11 protein-coding genes are annotated in these 19126 nt (G+C 35.0%); 8 read left to right on the forward strand and 3 right to left on the reverse strand.

The genetic code is table 11. From position 1 onward, the window contains the following. The first annotated feature begins 180 nt into the window (after nucleotides 1-180). A complete protein-coding gene (locus tag VB796_RS04350; protein ID WP_323345288.1) occupies nucleotides 181-846 on the forward strand; it encodes a hypothetical protein in 666 nt (221 codons plus the stop codon). Nucleotides 847-894: 48 nt separating this feature from the next. Here the strand turns inward: VB796_RS04350 and VB796_RS04355 are convergent, their stop codons facing one another. Beyond that, nucleotides 895-1395 carry a hypothetical protein gene (locus tag VB796_RS04355; RefSeq protein WP_323345289.1) on the reverse strand — a complete coding sequence of 167 codons (501 nt, stop codon included), beginning with the start codon at nucleotides 1393-1395 and terminating at the stop codon, nucleotides 895-897. A 247-nt stretch (nucleotides 1396-1642) separates the two neighbouring features. Here VB796_RS04355 and rpsF point away from each other — a divergent pair, with 247 nt between their 5' ends. From rpsF to VB796_RS04385, 6 genes are all read left to right on the forward strand, one after another. Then, nucleotides 1643-2008, forward strand: coding sequence for a 30S ribosomal protein S6 (rpsF, locus tag VB796_RS04360; protein WP_323345290.1), 366 nt, complete (start codon nucleotides 1643-1645; stop codon nucleotides 2006-2008). Between the two features lie 27 nt (nucleotides 2009-2035). Next, a complete protein-coding gene (gene rpsR / locus VB796_RS04365; protein ID WP_323345291.1) occupies nucleotides 2036-2287 on the forward strand; it encodes a 30S ribosomal protein S18 in 252 nt (83 codons plus the stop codon). 163 nt (nucleotides 2288-2450) lie between these two features. Beyond that, the gene (gene rplI, locus VB796_RS04370) at nucleotides 2451-2894 is read left to right on the forward strand and encodes a 50S ribosomal protein L9 (protein WP_323345292.1); all 444 of its coding nucleotides are present in this window, start codon (nucleotides 2451-2453) and stop codon (nucleotides 2892-2894) included. Nucleotides 2895-3197: 303 nt separating this feature from the next. Next, nucleotides 3198-5939 carry a T9SS type A sorting domain-containing protein gene (locus tag VB796_RS04375; protein WP_323345293.1) on the forward strand — a complete coding sequence of 914 codons (2742 nt, stop codon included), beginning with the start codon at nucleotides 3198-3200 and terminating at the stop codon, nucleotides 5937-5939. A 78-nt stretch (nucleotides 5940-6017) separates the two neighbouring features. Then, nucleotides 6018-8885 carry a T9SS type A sorting domain-containing protein gene (locus VB796_RS04380; protein WP_323345294.1) on the forward strand — a complete coding sequence of 956 codons (2868 nt, stop codon included), beginning with the start codon at nucleotides 6018-6020 and terminating at the stop codon, nucleotides 8883-8885. 37 nt (nucleotides 8886-8922) lie between these two features. Next, nucleotides 8923-9327 carry a DUF983 domain-containing protein gene (locus VB796_RS04385; RefSeq protein ID WP_323345295.1) on the forward strand — a complete coding sequence of 135 codons (405 nt, stop codon included), beginning with the start codon at nucleotides 8923-8925 and terminating at the stop codon, nucleotides 9325-9327. Here the strand turns inward: VB796_RS04385 and VB796_RS04390 are convergent, their stop codons facing one another. After that, nucleotides 9328-9543 (reverse strand): hypothetical protein, encoded by a 216-nt coding sequence (locus tag VB796_RS04390; RefSeq protein WP_323345296.1) that lies wholly within the window; start codon nucleotides 9541-9543, stop codon nucleotides 9328-9330. 180 nt (nucleotides 9544-9723) lie between these two features. Then, complete coding sequence (gene ileS / locus VB796_RS04395) at nucleotides 9724-13113, reverse strand: isoleucine--tRNA ligase (RefSeq protein WP_323345297.1); 3390 nt, start codon at nucleotides 13111-13113, stop codon at nucleotides 9724-9726. Between the two features lie 266 nt (nucleotides 13114-13379). On the opposite strand from ileS, the gene VB796_RS04400 reads away from it, so the two are divergent. Continuing rightward, on the forward strand, nucleotides 13380-18650 hold the full coding sequence (locus VB796_RS04400) for a T9SS type A sorting domain-containing protein (RefSeq protein ID WP_323345298.1): 5271 nt from the start codon (nucleotides 13380-13382) through the stop codon (nucleotides 18648-18650). Nucleotides 18651-19126 lie beyond the last annotated feature (476 nt).

A 19126-nucleotide genomic window follows, 5' to 3' on the forward strand; every position in this document is an offset into this window, starting at 1 on the left:
TTTTAGAAACGTCGGTGAGTAGTTCTTATTTAGAGCTATTCGCCGACGTTTTTGTTTAAATTTTCCATTTACTAAATTATCACTCCCATTTATAAAATTACAGAGTTCGCTGAAGTAATATTAAGTAAATTTACAAAGCCCTTGAAAATCAGGGGGATAAAACTTTAAATCTCAAATCCCATGAAATCTTTCCTGACATTTATCTTTCTGTTATTTATTCTTAATACGTCTTTAGGTCAGCTTGCCAACAATAATACTTTTAGTGTTCAAGTGGATGGAAAAGACTTCGTCACTCAACCTCGCAGAATCAAAATTGGTCCTCATTGGTGGATAACTGCCAACTCCATTAAACCAGATAAAATGTTAAGAGTATGGTTGTTTAATTGGAATAAAGATAAAAGTGATGTGGTAGAACCTGGAACTTATTTGGTAGTTGATGCAGATAAACCCGATACCAAAGAAAACAAAAAGAAAGTGGAGGATTTGGGTAAATATAAAGGCGTTGTGGTAATGAAGTACGTAGAAGAAATTCGTGAGCCACGTATGGAATACCACGTTGGAAAATCACAGAATAACGACGAAACAATGGAAGTGAAAATTGCCGCCGACGGTTCAATTGAAGCTACATTTAACGGCTCATTGGCGGGTTCGTATTGGAAAGAAAAAACTACCGCAACAGTTTTTGGAGGTTTAGGAAGACTCGTTAATAAAATGGAAGATAAAGCGACAACTTCTGCCACAGGTTACGATTCAGACATCGACCCAGAAGGAAATGGTTACAAAAAACAAGACAAGACCGATAAAATTATTCTTACAAATGGAAAGTTGAAATTGAAAATGAAGTAAATAACGTAAGAGTTCTCAAGGTCAAATTTAACCTTGAGAACTCTTACATTATTTACTTCCCACACCCACCTTTGTAAATATATACCCAGGAGCATCAAGGGCAATTCCATTATCAATTATCATTTGATTTTCACAAATTCTTATATTTCCTCTCAAAAAGTTATAATCCCCATTTTGAAACCGTGTAGAATCTGAAACTATCTGTACAACCTGATAATTATTGCTGTTCATTTGCTTCAACGAGTAAAGTGCTGTATTTGTCAATTTCCCATTTTCATAAATATCAGCTATCTGCTTGTCAATTGGACTGCTTGAAACATCCTTAAAAATAACTTTTAAATCTGGCACTTTCGGATTTGGGATGTTTGCAATATATGTTGTCAACTGCCATTCTCCATAAATTTTACTTTTTACATCAGCCAAAAATACAGGGTCTGATGCTGTTTGGCCTACACAGTTAGATACAGGATTTTTTTGTTCTATATCTTTTTTACAAGCGACAAAGCCGAAACAGCTTAATAGGGTCAAATAAATTAATTGCTTTTTCATATATATAAAACTATTAAACGTTACATTTTTATTTAGAGACTCTTGAACAGATGAAATAGTTGTAATTTGTCTAATAATATCTTTAAGAAGAAATACAGTCAGGGATTAATCCCTCATGTAAGATAAATTAAACGTTAACCTTTCTCTTAGCCCAACCATCTGACTTTCAAATCTTTCTCTTCTTTTTTTGATAATTCAAATGAAAGCTGTACATTTGCAGTCCAATTTTAAAAAATCAATATACATAATGGAATTACGTAATTATGAAACGGTATTCATCTTAACTCCCGTTTTGTCAGAACAGCAGACAAAGGATACCGTTGAAAAGTTTAAAAAAATCCTAACGGATAATAATGCGGAAATCGTTAATGAAGACGCATGGGGCATACGTAAGCTGGCGTACCCTATTCAAAACAAACAAACAGGTTATTATTACATCATCGAATTCAAAGCTGAAGGTACTCTAATTGCTAAATTGGAACTTGAATACAAGCGTGACGAAAAAGTAATCCGTTTCTTGACAACTGTCTTGGATAAGCATTCAATTGCTTATAACGAGCGTAAGCAAAAAGGTTTAATAGGTAAAAAACCAGCCGAAGCGAAAGCAGAGTAAGAACATTCAAACTTAATTTTTGAAATCATGACATTAGTAAACGAACCAATTGACAAAAGCGTAGTACGCAAAAAATATTGCCGTTTCAAAAAATCTGGCATTAAATATATTGACTATAAAAACCCAGATTTCTTATTGAAATTAGTAAACGAACAAGGAAAAATTCTTCCACGTCGTCTTACAGGTACTTCGTTAAAATTCCAACGTAAAGTGGCTACTGCTATCAAGCGTGCAAGACACTTGGCTTTAATGCCTTACGTGGCTGACGGTTTAAAATAGGTATTAGGTATTATTAGGTATTAGGGGTTAAGGTGTTAGGAATTAGGTGTTAGGGCTTAGATGTTTGTAAATTGGCTACCAAGGTGTCGATATTTTTAAAATCTAAAAACCAAAACCTAAAACCCAAAACCTGAAAATCTAAAACCTCCAAATAAACAAAACAATGGAAATCATCTTAAAGACCGATATCGCTGGTCTTGGTTATAAAAATGACGTAGTTGCTGTAAAACCTGGATATGGTCGCAACTATTTGATTCCACAAGGATTCGCTGTAATGGCGACGGGGTCAAACAAAAAAATTCTTGCTGAAAACATTAAGCAAGTAGCTCACAAAGCTGAAAAAGTGAAAATGGATGCTTCTGCATTAGCTGAATCAATCGGTGATATTACACTTGATATTCCAGCAAAAGTAGGTGAAAGCGGAAAAATCTTCGGTCGTGTTACAACTACTCAAATTTCTGAAGTATTGAAAGAAAAAGGATTTGATGTTGACAGAAAGAAAATTGCATTAGATTCAGAAGTTAAATTCGTAGGTGAATACACTGCAACACTTGATTTACACAAAGAAGTGAAGCACAAAGTGAAATTCAACGTTGTAGCTGACTAATTTAATTGATAAAAGGTAATTACGAATCACTAATGTAAGTCCTTGTTTGACAAGTATTTATACAAAAAGTGTTTAACTAATTTCATTTTACAAGAAAGAATACTCTTTAAAATCATTACCACTTAATAGATTTTAGAGAAAAATATAGAAAGCATCTCAGATTCTGAGGTGCTTTTTGTATTTTTGTAGGACTTTTCTAAGTTTAGGCTTGGTTTTTGTAAACGATAACGCAACGTTTCATTGCTTAAATCCGTCTATTGTTATAGTATTTTGATACTTAACCCACTCCAAATAATTGTTGATATGTTCAAGAAATTATTATTAATATTTTTATTTTTAAGCACTACTAATTTTTTATATAGTCAAATCACTATTTCCTCTCCAGTGGTTCGTCAGATTTTTCAGCGTGACCTCAATAATCAAGCAACAGTTACCATAACAGGCAGTTATTCACAACCAATTGATACGATTCAAGTGCGTTTTACTCCTGTAAAGGCAAATCAAGGAACAGCTATTGACTGGAAAGTTATAAAATCAGCACCATTAGGAGGACTTTTTAAAGGGAGTATAACCGTAAAAGGTGGTTGGTACACTATGGAAGTTAGAGGGCTTTTAAATGGGAAAGTTGTTGGTAATGTCTCAACCCTTGAACGTGTGGGTGTGGGTGAAGTATTTGTTATTGCAGGTCAGTCTAATGCAGGTGGAAGTGGATTATTGGAAACGAAAGAGACTGCTGCTGAAGACGATAGAGTAAATTGTGCCAATTTTATTAGTCCAAGAGCGTACAACCCGAAAGGTTGGGAACCTTTTAAGTTTTTCCAGGCAGATTTATCTCAGTTTTCAATCATTGAATTTTCTCAACTAAAAAAGACTTCAGCAATTGGTCCAATGGGACTTGGACCTTACTATTGGGGGAAAGTTGGTGATGCCTTAAGTGCAAAATTAAATGTACCAATTATGTTTTTTAACACTGCTTGGGCTGGAGCTTCTTTAAAAACATGGAGATATAGTGCAGAAAATCCGACCTTGCAAGCTCCGAGTGATTACTTCCCAGATGCGAGACAGTTTGATTATCCAAAAGGAGGTTATCCTTATGTGAATTTAAGTACAGTACTAAAATATTATGGTATTAATTTAGGAGTTCGTGCCGTTTTATGGATGGAGGGAGAAACGCATAATCTATTCAATCTTGAAGCGATTGGAAGAGGAGAAGCACCACCAACAACTGTTAATAGTTATTTGGATGATTTAAGAAGATTAGTAAAAAGAACTCGACAAGATTTAGGGAATAATAAATTAGCATGGGTAGTAGCACGTACTTCTTATTCAAGTGAAAGAAATTGTGCTTCATCAATTACACCTCCTGCTCCTTCACCTATTATTGTAAATGCTCAAAATCAGGCTATTACTGACCCTACTCTTGCTCCAATTTATCCAGGGCCATTTACTGACAATATTCAAGTTTCTAAAATTGGAGAAAGAGAACAATGTGTTCACTTTACAGGAACAGGTTTAGATGATGTCGCTACTGCATGGATTAAAACATTAACAGAAGACAATAAGAACTTTTTTGAAACGGTAGAGCCAATTTTAGCAGATACAATTCCAAGTGTTTCTTTAGATTGTATTTCATCGGGCGTTTTGAAACTAAGCCTCCCAAGTGGCTATACAGGTTATGAATGGGTAAATACAGGAAATAATACAATCGTTGGAAATACACAAAGTATTAGTGTGAATTCAGGTTCTTATGTGGCACGGGTAACTCGTAGTAATGGGAATATTGTTCAAGTTCCAGAGTTTACCGTAAAAGCAAATACACCTCCATTAGCCCCAAGTGTGAAAGCTTTGAGTGATGTTAATTTTTGTTTAGGAACAAGTGTCGTTTTACAAGGTACTTCTGGAGCGGATAACCCTATTTATGAATGGGTGAGTTCTCCAGTTATTACTAATTTGCCACGTACAAAAGATATTGCCGCAACTCGTGAAGGAACTTATAAATTACGTGTAGTTGATAAAAATGCCTGTGCGTCACCATATTCTACCGAAGTGAAATTGGTTGCCAAGCCTCGTCCAGAGAAACCTTTTGTTGCCACTTCTGGTAATACTGCACTTTGTCAAGGACAAACACTTACTTTGACATCAACCAATGTTGGTGCTTCAAGTTATTTGTGGAGTAATGGAGAAAAAACGCAAGCAATAACTATTAGAAATGCAGGCACATACAATGTTCAAACTGTTGGGACAAATGGTTGTTTATCTCCTTCTTCAACGGACAATATTGCAGTTATCGTTAATTCATTGCCCGCAACGCCACAAATTAGAGCGTTGAGTGATACTGTTTTTTGTGATGGAGTATCGGTGTCTTTGGTATTAACGCCAAATGATAACAGTGCAAAGTTTGGATGGAATAGAAACAATAGCGTTAACAATGCCGATAATGCTACGACTATCAGAATATCATCAACAGAATTAGTAAAAGGATTTGTAGTAGATACAAAAGGTTGTCAGTCTTTATTATCAAATGCCATTCAGGTGGTTAAAAAGGATAATCCTCAAGCATTGTCAATTGTTCCTAAAAGCACTTATTCATTTGTAGCACGTGCAAGTAATAAAGTTGATGAATACGTTTGGAAATTGGATGGTAAAATATTATCAGCAAAGGATTCATTAATTAGAACTGTTGATAAAGGAATATATACTGTTTTAGGGAAAAACATTTATAAAGTAAAATCATCTACAATTCCATTGACTTGTTCATCTGCCGAAAGTGAAAAATTTGATTTTAGTCCTTATGATGATAAAGGGCTTTCGGTATATCCTAATCCATCAAGTGGAATATTTACTTTAGAGAGTCGTTATGATTTAGAAAAAGTAATTATTAGTGTTTGGACTACGGATGGAAGGTCGCTTTATAAGAGTGAAGTAATTGATACATTGAATACTCAGAGAAAAATTGATGTTAGTTCTTTATCAGAAGGAATATACATTCTGAAAATTGAAAGTTCAACATTTAAACTAACTAAACTTATCAGTATTGTTCGATAAATATTACCATTCAAACTCATTTAGTATCTAACCACGCTCCATACATAAATTAACTCATAAAGTTCAAAATTAACTTGCATGATAGCGGTCAAAAAATTATTAATTATCTCTATTTTTATTTGTTTAAATCATTTAGTCTATAGCCAAATAAAATTAACGTCTCCCTTAAACCGTGCTGTTTATCAAAGAAATAGTATCGGTTTTTCGGCGGTTACCGTAGCAGGGTCATATCAGCAACAAGTTGATAAGATTGAAGCTCGTTTTATTCCCGTTGCCGAAGGTCAGGGACAAGCTACAGATTGGGAGACAATAAAAGTAATGCCTCTAAACGGTAATTTCAGTGTAGTGAGAAGTGTAAGACAAGGTTGGTATAGACTTGAAGTAAGGGGTAGCCTAAACGGACAAATTATTGGTGGTACAACTACGGTAGATAGAGTTGGAGTTGGTGAGGTTTTTATTGTTGCAGGACAGTCGAATGCAGAAGGAGTTGATGTTATTCAAGGAATAGGTGCTATAGATGACAGAGTTAACTGTTTTGGAACATTAAATGATAGAGCAGTTGGTGGCACCAGTTATGTTTCACTATCGCCATTTTCTAAACTTGATAGTGATACTAAAATTGCTCCAAGAGGGGTAAATGCTTGGTGCTGGGGCAGACTCGGTGATTTATTAGCACGAAGGTTGAATGTCCCAATTATGTTTTTTAATGTTGCGTTTGGCGGTACTACGAGTAATGCTTGGGCAACAACTGCTAATGGAGGGCTTGCAATAAATCCATACGTAGGAGGTTTTTATCCGAATAACTTACCTTATAAAAATATGTCGGATGTGCTGAAGCATTTTGTTCCGCAGTTGGGCGTTAGAGCGGTTTTGTGGTGTCAGGGAGAAGCCGATAATAGGAATGCAAATTCAAATGCAAACATTACCTCGCCTACTACATACAAAGCTAATTTACAGTCGATTATTAATAGAAGTCGTGCAGAAACAGATAAGAATATTTGGTGGGTAGTTTCTTTAACATCGTTGTTTTCAAATTGTGAAGGTTGTGTAACATCAACTGATAATAATGTTATTGAAGGGCAACTTGCCACCATCAGAGAAACCCCCAATGTTATTGAAGGACCTTATACAGATATCATTCAACCAGTTGGACGACAAGCAGGGGTACATTTCACCTCAGGACTTTCACAGCTTGCTGATGCGTGGAATAATTCACTAACTGATAATTTTTTTAATACCTCAACATCCTCATTACCAACAGTCATTCCAGATTTAGCTTTTAATTGTGGCGATAACCGAGTAGAAGTTGCTCTTCCTGAAAGAGATTCTAAAGGCAATGCCTTCAATAACTACGAATGGTCAAATAATGGGTTACTATTTGATAATGGGAAATTTTCAAGTGAGCGGAAGGTTATTTTAAACGTAGAAGGTGGAAGACAATATTATGCTCGTTATCGTGATATTTACGGAAACGTTACACAAGTGCCAGCTATTTCATTTGCAGGTAGTAATGTGCCAAATTCTACTATTATAGCTGAAGGAGCAACAGATTTTTGTGAAGGAAATAAAGCGATTTTAAAGGCAAATAATGCTTCTAATAATGCCATAATTTATGAATGGAGTAATGGTGCGAAAACTCAAGAACTTACTGTAACGACTTCTGGTTCATATTCTGTCAAAACAATTAGCCAGTTTGGTTGTCAATCAGACTTTTCATCTCCTTTGGTTATTACTGCCAAACCAGGTCCTCCTCAACCCATTATTTCCGCAAATACTTCAACTGTTTTTTGTGCCGATACCAATGTCGTACTTACTTCGTCAAACCAAGATGCCGTTAGTTATCTTTGGAGTAATGGAACAACCAATAGAAGCTTAAAAGTGAATACCACGGGAAGTTTTAAAGTAAAATCAATTAATAGTCAGGGCTGTATTTCCCTTGAATCTAATGAGTTGAAAGTGACTGTAAATCCATTACCTGCCACACCGAGTATTGTACCGAATGGCTCAACAACTTTCTGTGCAGATACAAGTGTTGTATTGACTTCTTCTAATCAAGATGCTATTTCATATCGTTGGAGTACAGGTTCAATTACCAGAAATATCACCGTTAAAAATGCAGGAGATTATAGTGTAAAGACAATTGACAAAAATGGTTGTGTTTCCAACTCATCAATCCTAACCAAAATTAAAGTAAACGCATTGCCACCTGTACCAACAATTTCAAGTACTAAAGACACGGTACTTTGTCAAGGTGATAATACAATTCTTCAGATGAATTTAGTCAGTGGAGGATTTCCTTCGTGGTTTGCTCATCAAGATGGCACTACAACAAGATACAATTCTCAAAGCCTAAATGTAAACAAATCAGGAGCTTTTCAAGCATTCCAAACTGATGCAAATGGATGTAAATCAGCCGTTTCATCACAAATGTATGTTTCTTTGAAGCCTTTGCCAGCTAAAATTACAACCGTAACAAGAATTAGCCCTTATACAATTGGTTTTACAAATACTCAAGCTACCACTTATATATGGCAATTTAATGGTACAACCAGAACAGATGTAAACGGAAACGTAATTAGAGCTACCGAAGCAGGAAAGTATAATGTAACGGCTAAGAATGTTTATAAAACATTATTTTACGGTGACAAAGTTTGTTTAGCTCCAGTTTCTGACGACTTTTTGTTTGAACTATATAATGACAACGGAATGTCTATTTATCCAAATCCGACGAAGGGAGAAATAAACATTGATTCAAAGATAGATTGGAGAAATTCAACCATCGAAATTTATAATTTATCAGGAGCATTTATCAAAAAAGGCTTTGTTTCCATTTTTGATGATGTGAAGAAATTAGACCTGTCCGATTTACCAGAAGGTGAATATATGCTTAGAATCAAAAGTGATAATTTTTATACGATTACGAAGAGAATTATCATTAATCGTTAGCACGATGATTTAAGCAGAAAACTAATAATAGTACGTAATGAAAGATACCACGAATTTAAAATTGGACGTAAAACGCTCGAAGTTCCAAGCGATGGGTGAGGCAAGATGTCCGCAGTGCAGAGAAGGAAAAATGTTTAAATATCCTTTTTGGCGTGTCGAGAAGTTTTCAGAAATGAATACACATTGTCCAGATTGTGGATTGAAATTTGAGGTAGAACCAGGTTTTTGGTACGGAGCAATGTTTGTGAGCTATGCCAATACTGTAGCTTTATTGGTTGTGTTGGGGGTAGCGGTTTTTTATATTTTCAATGACCCTCCAGTAATGTATTATATTCTACCAATAACGGTTTTGTCTGTGGTGATTGTTCCTTTTAATTTTAGGATTTCACGGGCAGTATTTTTACATTTATTTGGCTTCGTAAAATATAAACCTAAGGCATAATTACGCAATTATTTCTATTGCTAAAATGGCTATTACTGTTTCTGAAACGGCATGAATGTCTTTGATTGTTTCAATTTCATTTCCGTTTAAGGTGACATAATAATAGCCATTTTTTAGATGAAACACCTTCACTTTTCCTTTCTCATTCTTGAAAATTACTTTATCACCTTCTTTTAAAGTTTGTAAGCTATTCTTGATATTTTGTTGGTTAAGCATATTTTAGTTGTAAGCGAAAAGCGATTTGCGAAGAGCGAATAACCCGACACTTTTTTCTGTAATTGATATAATTTTATCCCTTTAAAAATAATCCCACAATAAACAAATTATTGTGGGATTGATACTTTTTTGTAATTGGCGATTAATAAGCATTAACTAATAACCAATCATCAGTAACTCTTATACAACTGCAATTTTAGCTACTAAAGTCAATTCTTCAAATTCAATCTCTTGACCGTCTGCCAGTTCTGAAACGATTTCTAAAGATAATGCTTGAACTTCTTGACTGATGAAATCTTTGTATTCTCTTACACCTTCCGAAACCTCCGCATCAGTATCTAATAATTGAATACTGATTTTATCGGTTACCTCAAAACCTGACTCTTTGCGTAAATTTTGGATACGATTCACAAAATCACGAGCAATACCTTCTTGCTTTAATTCAGGCGTAATCGTGATGTCCAAAGCTACCGTAATGTCATTATCTTTTGCTGATAAATATCCTGGTAAATCTTCGGTCAAAATCTCAACTTCATTCTTCGTGATGAGGTATGAGTTAGGAGTTATGAGTAATTCATTCGCTTGTTCTAATTTGGCAATATCATCTGAAGTCATTGCTAAAATGCCATCAGCAACGGCTTTCATTTCTTTGCCAAATTTTGGTCCTAAAGCCTTGAAATTAGGTTTTACTTTCTTCGATAACACACCCGAAGCATCGTCTAAATAGTCAATAGCTTTGATGTTAACTTCTGTTTTAATCAAGTCTTCTACTGAACGAATTTGCTCACGAGTTTTTTCGCTCAAAATTGGAATTAGAATCTTGCTCAATGGCTGACGAACTTTGATTCTATTGGTTTTACGGATTGAGTGAACCAATGAGCAAATGCGTTGAGCCAAGTCCATTGATGTTTCCAAATCAAGATTAATCCAAGCTTCCTGAGCTTTCGGGAAGTCCGTTAAATGAACAGATTGTTTGTTGTCTTCCGTCAAATTTTTGAATAACCAATCGCCATAAAACGGAGCAACTGGCGACATCAATTGAGCAACTGTTTTCAAACAATAAGCCAATGTTTCGTAAGCTGATTGTTTATCGGCAGTTACTTCGCCTTGCCAGAAACGTCTTCTGCCCAAACGCACGTACCAGTTAGAAAGATGGTCGCAAACAAAATCTTGGATAGCACGACCCGCTTTGGTTGGTTCGTAGGTTTCGTAAGACTCGTCCACTTCTTTTATCAAAGTCTGTAATTTTGATAAAATCCATTTATCCAATTCCGTTGCGATGCTCAAATCAATATTTCCTGTTGGCGTGTAACCGTCAAGATTGGCGTATAGAGCAAAGAAATTGTAAGTATTAGTCAATGTTCCGAAGAACTTATTTCTAACCTCTGTGATGCCCGCCAAATCAAATTTGAGGTTATCCCAAGGCTGAGCATTCGTAATCATGTACCAACGAGTTGGGTCGGCACCGTATTTTTTAAGTGTCTCGAATGGGTCAACGGCATTGCCCAAACGTTTAGACATTTTGTTGCCGTTTTTATCCAAAACCAATCCTGTAGAAACGACATTTTTGAAGGCAACAGAATCCGCCAACATTACCGAAATAGCGTGTAAAGTAAAGAACCAACCACGAGTTTGGTCAACGCCTTCCGAGATAAAATCGGCTGGATATGATTGATGGAAAACCTCTTGATTTTCAAATGGATAATGCCATTGTGCAAAAGGCATCGCACCCGAATCAAACCAAACGTCAATCAGGTCTAATTCACGAGTCATTATTTGTCCAGAAGCTGAAATCATGTAAACTTCATCTACATAAGGACGGTGTAAGTCGTGATTTCCTTCGTTTACTTTGGCAATAAATGCTTCGTTTTTAGCACGTTGGTCGGCGGTCAAAACATCATCTTTCAAAGCGTGTTTTACCGCATTTATCAATTCTTCAACCGAACCAATACAAACTTCTTCGTCTCCGTTTTCTGTTCTCCAAATTGGCAAAGGTGTTCCCCAATATCTTGAACGAGACAAATTCCAATCTACCAAGTTTTCTAACCAATTGCCAAAACGTCCCGTTCCCGTTGATTCAGGTTTCCAGTTGATGGTATTATTTAGGGCAATTAATTTATCTTTTACGGCTGTTGTGCGGATAAACCAAGAGTCTAACGGATAGTACAAAACGGGTTTGTCAGTTCTCCAACAATGTGGATAAGGGTGGTCAAATTTCTGCACATTGAAAGCACGGTTTTCCGTTTTCAATTTGATAGAAATTCTTTCATCAACCGATAAATATTTGTCTCTATTTTGTTTTTCACGCTCAACCTCTTTCTCTTCGTCGGTCAAGTATGCCTCTTTCACATATTCAAGAGCAAAATCAGTAACTTCAGCCACAAAACGTCCTCTACGGTCAACCAAAGGCATATCTTTGCCATTTTCGTCTTTTACTAAAATAGCAGGAATACCATTTTGAGCAGCAACACGGAAGTCGTCTGCCCCAAAAGTTGGTGCAGTATGAACAACACCAGTACCGTCTTCTGTCGTAACGAAATCACCGATAATTACTCTAAAGGCAGCACTTTCTGGCTGAACATAAGGCATTAATTGCTCATATTCAATACCTTCTAAATGTGAACCTTTGCAAGTTGATAGAATTTTCCAAGGAATAATTTTATCACCATCTTTATAAGTAGCAAAATCGCCGTCTTGTCCTTTTTCGTTGAAATATTTACCAATTAAATCTTTGGCAAGAATAACATTTACAGGTAAAAAAGTATATGGATTATACGTTTTTACGAGTGCATATTCAATGTTTTTGCCAACTGTCAAAGCCGTATTTGACGGTAAAGTCCAAGGGGTTGTTGTCCAAGCTAAAATGAATAATTCAGCGGCATAGCTTTGAAGGTCATCGAATAGAAAGGCAGATTTTCCTGTCGATTTCACTTTAAATTGAGCCGTCATTGAAGTATCTTTCACTTCACGATAACAACCAGGTTGGTTCAATTCGTGAGAAGACAAACCTGTTCCTGCTGCTGGCGAATATGGCTGGATGGTATAACCCTTATACAACAGGCCTTTTTTGTATAATTGTTGTAAAATGTGCCAAACTGACTCAATATAGTTGTTTTCGTAAGTGATATAAGGATTGTCTAAGTCCACCCAATATCCCATTTTTTCCGTCAAATCATTCCACTGGTCAGTGAATTTCATGACAGTTTCACGGCATTTTTGGTTGTATTCTTCAACGGTAATTTTCTTACCGATGTCTTCTTTTGTAATCCCTAATTCTTTTTCAACCTGTAATTCAACAGGTAATCCGTGCGTATCCCAACCGCCTTTGCGTTTAACTTGCTTGCCTTTGAGCGTTTGGTAACGACAAAAAATATCCTTGATAGCACGAGCCATCACGTGGTGAATACCGGGTGTTCCGTTTGCTGAGGGCGGACCTTCGTAGAAAGTAAAAGTTGGATTTCCTTCACGGGTTTCAATAGATTTTTGGAAGACATTTTCATCTTGCCAAAACTTCAAAATTTCGTCTGCAACCTGACCGTAGTCAAGGTTTTTATATTCTTTAAAATTCACGATTTATCAGTTATCAGTAAATAATTTCAATTTGTCAATTTTTAATAAAAAAGCTCTTATTAAAGAGGACTGCAAAATTACGATAAAGGAAGGGATTTGGAAAGAAATGAACCAAGAAAAGGAAAATGACTTGGCTTTGATTGATTTGGTGAAGTATTAAAATTTAGGTTTTTAATACCGTTTAATAAATGCGACGAAGTGGAATGTAGGTTATTTCTTTTTCTTTGTAAATTAAATATTTATTGTTCAGCAAAATTAATAACTCCATGCTTAAACGTCTATTATTATTCCTACCAGTATTAATACTTTTTGGTCATGCTATTGTATCACAAAGTATTTCATCCAACTCTCCTTTGTGTACTGCTAATTCTCCAACGCTCGAATTGAAAGCGACTGGTGGAAGTAGCTATGTTTGGACGGGACCAAATGGATTTACTTCAAATATGCAAAACCCTACGGTTAGTAAGGCAACTGACTCTAATGCAGGCACTTATACGTGTGTAATTGATGGCAAAACGAGTTTGACCACCATTGTAAAAATTGGAAAATATCCCTATACGTGGTATGCCAATGGATATGTTTATGGTTCTGTCCTAAATGTTTATACTTATTCTGATGGCTCTTATAATTCCAATTTATTTTCATTTAATTGGACTGGACCAAACGGTTTTACAAGTAAGAATTCGTACAATAATCTTGCAGATGCTAACAAAAAAATGCAGGGGATTTATACTATTAATGTGAAGGACGAATTTGGTTGTAGTAGTGCTGCCAGTTACAATGTTCAGTTTGGTAATCCTGAATGTCCTTATGTTCCCTATATAGCTGCTTTTTCAAATACATCATCGAATAGCTGGAGTACAACCTCCACTGGAACCACTGCGATTGATGCTTGCGAAGGTTCAATTATGACCTTGAAAACTGATACTTTGGGGTGGGGGAAAGTCTCGCTACAATGGTATAAGGATGATAAAGCGATTGCCAATGCCAATGCTTTAAACCTAAATGCTAATTCAGAAGGGGTGTATTATGTCAATATTGTAAAAGGTAGTTGTTCGTATAATAGTTATAAAATCCAGATTAAATATACTTCTCCGTCGTTGTATATATCATCTAATTCAGTAAATACAAGTGAAAATAGTATTTGTAAAAATGATGGATATACTACTCTTTATGCAAGTTCAAACCGTAGTTTTCATGCTGATAATAGAACATATCAGTGGTATAAAGATGGTGTAGCTTTAGGAAATGGAAGACAGAATAATTTATTGACATCTGAAGAGGGGGTATATGTTGTAAAGACTAAAATGGCACAATGTGAGGCGATATCAGCACCATTTACGGTAAAAAAAGTGGATAAAATAACTAATAAATTTACTTTTAATGGACTTTCTTCCGCTTCTAAAAACTTAAAACTTTGTAGTGAAAATACTCAAAATATTTATATAAATGCAGGTGGTGATGGTTTGCATAAATTATATAAAAATGGACAGTTGTATTCTTCATTTTCTAATACTTCTAATTCATATTCTGTTTCTCAACAACCGGGAACGTATGTTTTAGAGACAACGCAAGGAGCTTGTTCTGTTTCGGATACCTTAATATTGGAGTATGGAAAAACAACAACACTCTTTACGCAGAATAACAGTTATTTCTCATCTTGTAACAGACCTATCCAACCTTATTATTATGTAAACTCTATTAGTGGCACACAGAATAGTAATTTAAGATGGGAAAAAGATGGTGCTACTTATTCTGTGGGAGCAAATTATATTTATCCACCTGCCAATGGGATATACCAAGTAAAATATAATAACCCAGCAACGGGCTGTTTGGGTGAGTCTGAAAAAATAACCGTAACCATAGCTCCAGCTACTGAAAGAAAAGGATTACAACTTTATAATGTTGCCAAAAAAATACAATTGTGTAAGAATGTCAAAGGCAGTACTACTATTCAAGTCTATAATTCTTATACGAATGCAGTATGGAGAAAAGATGGAAAAATTTTTAGCAATGGAAATTATCTGATAAATGTATCTGAAGCAGGTAAGTATTGGTATGAATATAATAACGGACAGTGTACCGTTTATTCTGATACTGTGGAGGTTACAACGATTGAAGTTCCTAAACTTACTTTAACACAAACTTGTAATAAAGACAATACCGTAAAACTTGTAGTCAATAATGTAAGTGGTGCAAAATATAATTGGTACAGTAATGGAGTTGCTTTGAGTGGTGTCAATGATACTGTATTTACCATAAAACAAGGTGGGAAATTTACCGTAGAAGCTTTTAGTAATAGTTGTTATGCTGTTTCAAATGATGTAATGGTGGGTATTGCTTTGCCAGAAGTAGTTTCGCTTTGTAACGGAGATTCATTGAAGTTGAAACCTTTGGGAGATGTTCAAAAGTCTTATGCTTGGTCTGGACCAAATGGATTTACGAGTAATTTACAAAGCCCAATTATTACTAAAACAATTAAGAAAAATCAAGGAGTTTATACTTTAGAGGCAATAGATAAGGAAGGATGTAATTTTAAATCACAAACAAAAGTAGTGATTGATGATATGCCTGCCTTTATTTATCCATCGACAGTAGCTTTATGTGCAGGTTCAGATTTTATATTTAATTCATATTTAACCTCTCTACCATTAACAGATACCTCTGAAACAATAGGTTATTATAATATCGTAACTCCCAATAAATATACTTATGGGGGGAATTTTGGTTTGTATAATGTATCAACCAAAGAAGCGGGAGTATATAATTTAACCGTTACCAGCAGCCAAGGGGTTTGTTCTGTGAAAAAGCCTTTTGAGATAACAATCAATACATCTCCAGAATGTAAGAGTATTTCTTTAAGCTCAACAAATAGCGTAAAAATTTGTCAAGGACAAATAATCGAAATACCATTTAGAACCATTGGCGTTTTTGCCACAGGGACTAATTTTAGAGCGTATTATATTGAAAATTACAATACTACGGATGGTATAAAAAGTAGAAAGGTAATTTTAGGAACAGGCAAGCAAAGCCCTATAAAAATATCTATACCTAATGGAGTTGATAAAGGATATAATATTTTGGTCGAGTCGGAAGATGGTATATCTTCTCCAACGAGTGTATATGTGTACACGCAATATGTCAATAGCAATATTATTGTGGATGGAAGTGGTTATAACCGTAATTCTGAATGTACCTCATTGCCCTTATCTGTAAATTATGGTTATCCATATACAGATATGCAATGGTCGTTGAATGGAGAAAAAATTGATAAACAAAATAGTCGTACAATCACAGCAACCAAAACAGGTACTTATACATTTAATGCACAAGATGTTTACTCGGGTTGTAATGTGTCGTTTAGTAAAGATGTAACGATTGGTAAGTTAGATAAACCTGAAATACAGTTTTATCAAAAAGAGCTAAGTTGTTTTAACGAAAGAGCTTATTTATATATTAGTAGTCTGCCCAATGCTACTTATGTTTGGCGAAGAGATGGTATATTACAGTCAGGTGGTTCATATTCAATTAATACCACATTGGCAGGTAAATACATCGTAGAAGTAACTCAAGGTACTTGTAAGGCAAATTCAGATACATTGGTGGTTACGCAAAATACAGATACCAAAATAGATATTAAAGTTGGCAATTATACCAGTTCCCGCAGTAATGGAGTACAAACTTATATCTATCCTTATTTGGAAAAATCTGGGAATTCAATGTCTCTTTATGAGTTGTATAAAGATAATCAGTTATATGCTGAAGGAAGTGGAAGTGGAACTGAGGTAATGATTAAGGATGTAGGAAAATATTTCTTCAAAGTATCTAAAGGTAACTGTGAAGGTATTTCCAATGTCTTTGATTTTACTGGACAAAAAACAGACAGTATTGTGTTGAGCGAAAGAGGTTTATACTATGCTAATGGAAATTACGATTATGCAAGCCGAAAAATACAAATATGTGATACCGCTATGGTTAGGTATTTTTATGGTTATGCAACGAGCGGAGAGTATAGTTCTTCAGTAGTACGTAGAAAATTAACTGGATACAAGGATGGGAAAGTATTACCTCTGTATAATGGAAATACTCCAGTTTATCCTTCTTTACGCTATTCTCCAAATGAATACCAGTTTACCCTATATTTTAAAGGTCAAGGAAGTTATTATGTGGTTGAAGAAGTAACTTTTGCCGATAGTTCAAAATATAAATATACCTATGGAAAAATGGATGTGAGTGTGGGTAATATCATTAGTATGGGTTCTCAAAATAGTTTTTCTACCTGTGCAGATTCTACTTCTATTTATGGGTCTTATTATTCACAAGGGCAACGACCAATTATGTTTACTTGGAAGAAAGATGGAGCTGTTTATAAAAAAACAACAGATTACAACAGTACAAGTTTAATCATAAAGCAGTCTGGTAGTTATGTTTTAGAAACAACCTTTAAAGGTGGATGTATGGCAGTATCACCTGTAAATAAAGTTGTACTAAATAAGATGCTGGTAAACGTTGATACAACATCAAAGACGTTATGTGATGGAGCATCTGTCTCATTGTCAAACGCTTATGCAAGTGGTTCCTTAAGTGATACCGCCCAAATTAGCTATCAATGGATGAAAGATGGGAGAGACATTGCACAAGCCAATGGAAAAACTCTACCTCATAATTATATTCCAATAACTTTTATGAAAGAAGCAGGTGTTTATGCGTTAAAAGTGCAGCAAGGCAAATGTGAAGGACTTTCTGCAAACGTTAATGTTAAGATAGAAACAATCCCCAATTCAATTAACTATGCCGATTCTATTCGTTTCTGTCAGACTCAAACAGTTGATTTGAAAACAAATGATAACGCAAGTTTGTCATATTTATGGGAGCGTAACGGTGGATTCTTGAAAGATGCTACAAAATCGACATTAAATATCAGTCAAGGAGGTTCTTATCGAGTATTGAATAGAAAAGGAGTTTGTTGGAACTATACCCCAAAAGTAAATGCTAAAGTTTTAGAGAATATCTTACCAGTCGCCGTTATTTCGGGTAGTAAAGACCTAAATTATGCTGATACGGCTAAAGTGTCTATCGCTTTTATATCGCACGCTCCTTGGACTTTCAAACTGTCGGATGGAAAAGAATATATAGCCACAAAGTCGCCTTTTGAAGTGTCATTGCGACCACAATTTTCGACTAAATATACTCTTTCAGAGGTTAAAAATATCTGTGGAGTAGGTACCGTTTCGGGTGAAGCCAATATTAAAATTTTAATACTTGCCTCAGAACCAGAAGAAGGAGTGAGCTTGAATGTATTTCCTGTACCAACTCAAGAAGATGTGACTATTCAATTATTGACGGACAAACCAGAAAAAATGGAATGGACACTCTCAAACATCTCTGGTGGAATTGTTCAGAGTGAAATAAGTGCTAATAAAAGTTCAAAACATGAAGCTAATATTTCACTTAAAAACCTTCCAGAAGGCACCTATTTGTTACGTATTCAAGCAGGAGAGAAGAGTTTGTATCGTAAGATTATGAAAACTCATTAAAATGGATTTAGGCGTTATTAACGGCAGGTTCTGTTAATTTAATAACGCCTAATTACTATTTATCAAAAAGAAATTATTAAACACTTTCCAACGTTTTGAGAATAAAATTGGATTGATTATTGAAGAAACAATATTTATAAATATAAAATAGGTTAATTGAATATAATTATAGCTGTTTTGTTTTTTATAATAACTTTATTTTTTATATTCATAATAAAATTGTTACTTTTGCAATCCGAAATCGGAATTTTTATCAAAAATGAAACTATAATAATGGAAAATAAAACATTTTCAAGAAAATACTTTTCTTATTCAGAAGTGTTAAGGAATCCTGTGAGACCATTTTTGAATAATGAAAAAGATACGACAGGTAAGTTCATAACTAAACCCGAGTTGTTAGACAAAGTAATGACAGATGTTCTTCTCTTATTTAAGAGTGTAGAAACTAAAAAATAGATATATCGTCTCACGTACAT

This window comes from Arcicella sp. LKC2W, from assembly GCF_034931005.1.
Lineage (GTDB): Bacteria > Bacteroidota > Bacteroidia > Cytophagales > Spirosomataceae > Arcicella.

Bases quoted from the DNA above. Each gene is read 5' to 3' on its own strand.
- VB796_RS04380 (WP_323345294.1), top strand. From the start codon at position 6,018: ATGATAGCGGTCAAAAAATTATTAATTATCTCTATTTTTATTTGTTTA.
- rpsR (WP_323345291.1), top strand. From the start codon at position 2,036: ATGACATTAGTAAACGAACCAATTGACAAAAGCGTAGTACGCAAAAAA.
- VB796_RS04390 (WP_323345296.1), bottom strand. From the start codon at position 9,543: ATGCTTAACCAACAAAATATCAAGAATAGCTTACAAACTTTAAAAGAA.
- rpsF (WP_323345290.1), top strand. From the start codon at position 1,643: ATGGAATTACGTAATTATGAAACGGTATTCATCTTAACTCCCGTTTTG.
- VB796_RS04400 (WP_323345298.1), top strand. From the start codon at position 13,380: ATGCTTAAACGTCTATTATTATTCCTACCAGTATTAATACTTTTTGGT.
- VB796_RS04375 (WP_323345293.1), top strand. From the start codon at position 3,198: ATGTTCAAGAAATTATTATTAATATTTTTATTTTTAAGCACTACTAAT.
- VB796_RS04355 (WP_323345289.1), bottom strand. From the start codon at position 1,395: ATGAAAAAGCAATTAATTTATTTGACCCTATTAAGCTGTTTCGGCTTT.
- VB796_RS04385 (WP_323345295.1), top strand. From the start codon at position 8,923: ATGAAAGATACCACGAATTTAAAATTGGACGTAAAACGCTCGAAGTTC.
- rplI (WP_323345292.1), top strand. From the start codon at position 2,451: ATGGAAATCATCTTAAAGACCGATATCGCTGGTCTTGGTTATAAAAAT.
- VB796_RS04350 (WP_323345288.1), top strand. From the start codon at position 181: ATGAAATCTTTCCTGACATTTATCTTTCTGTTATTTATTCTTAATACG.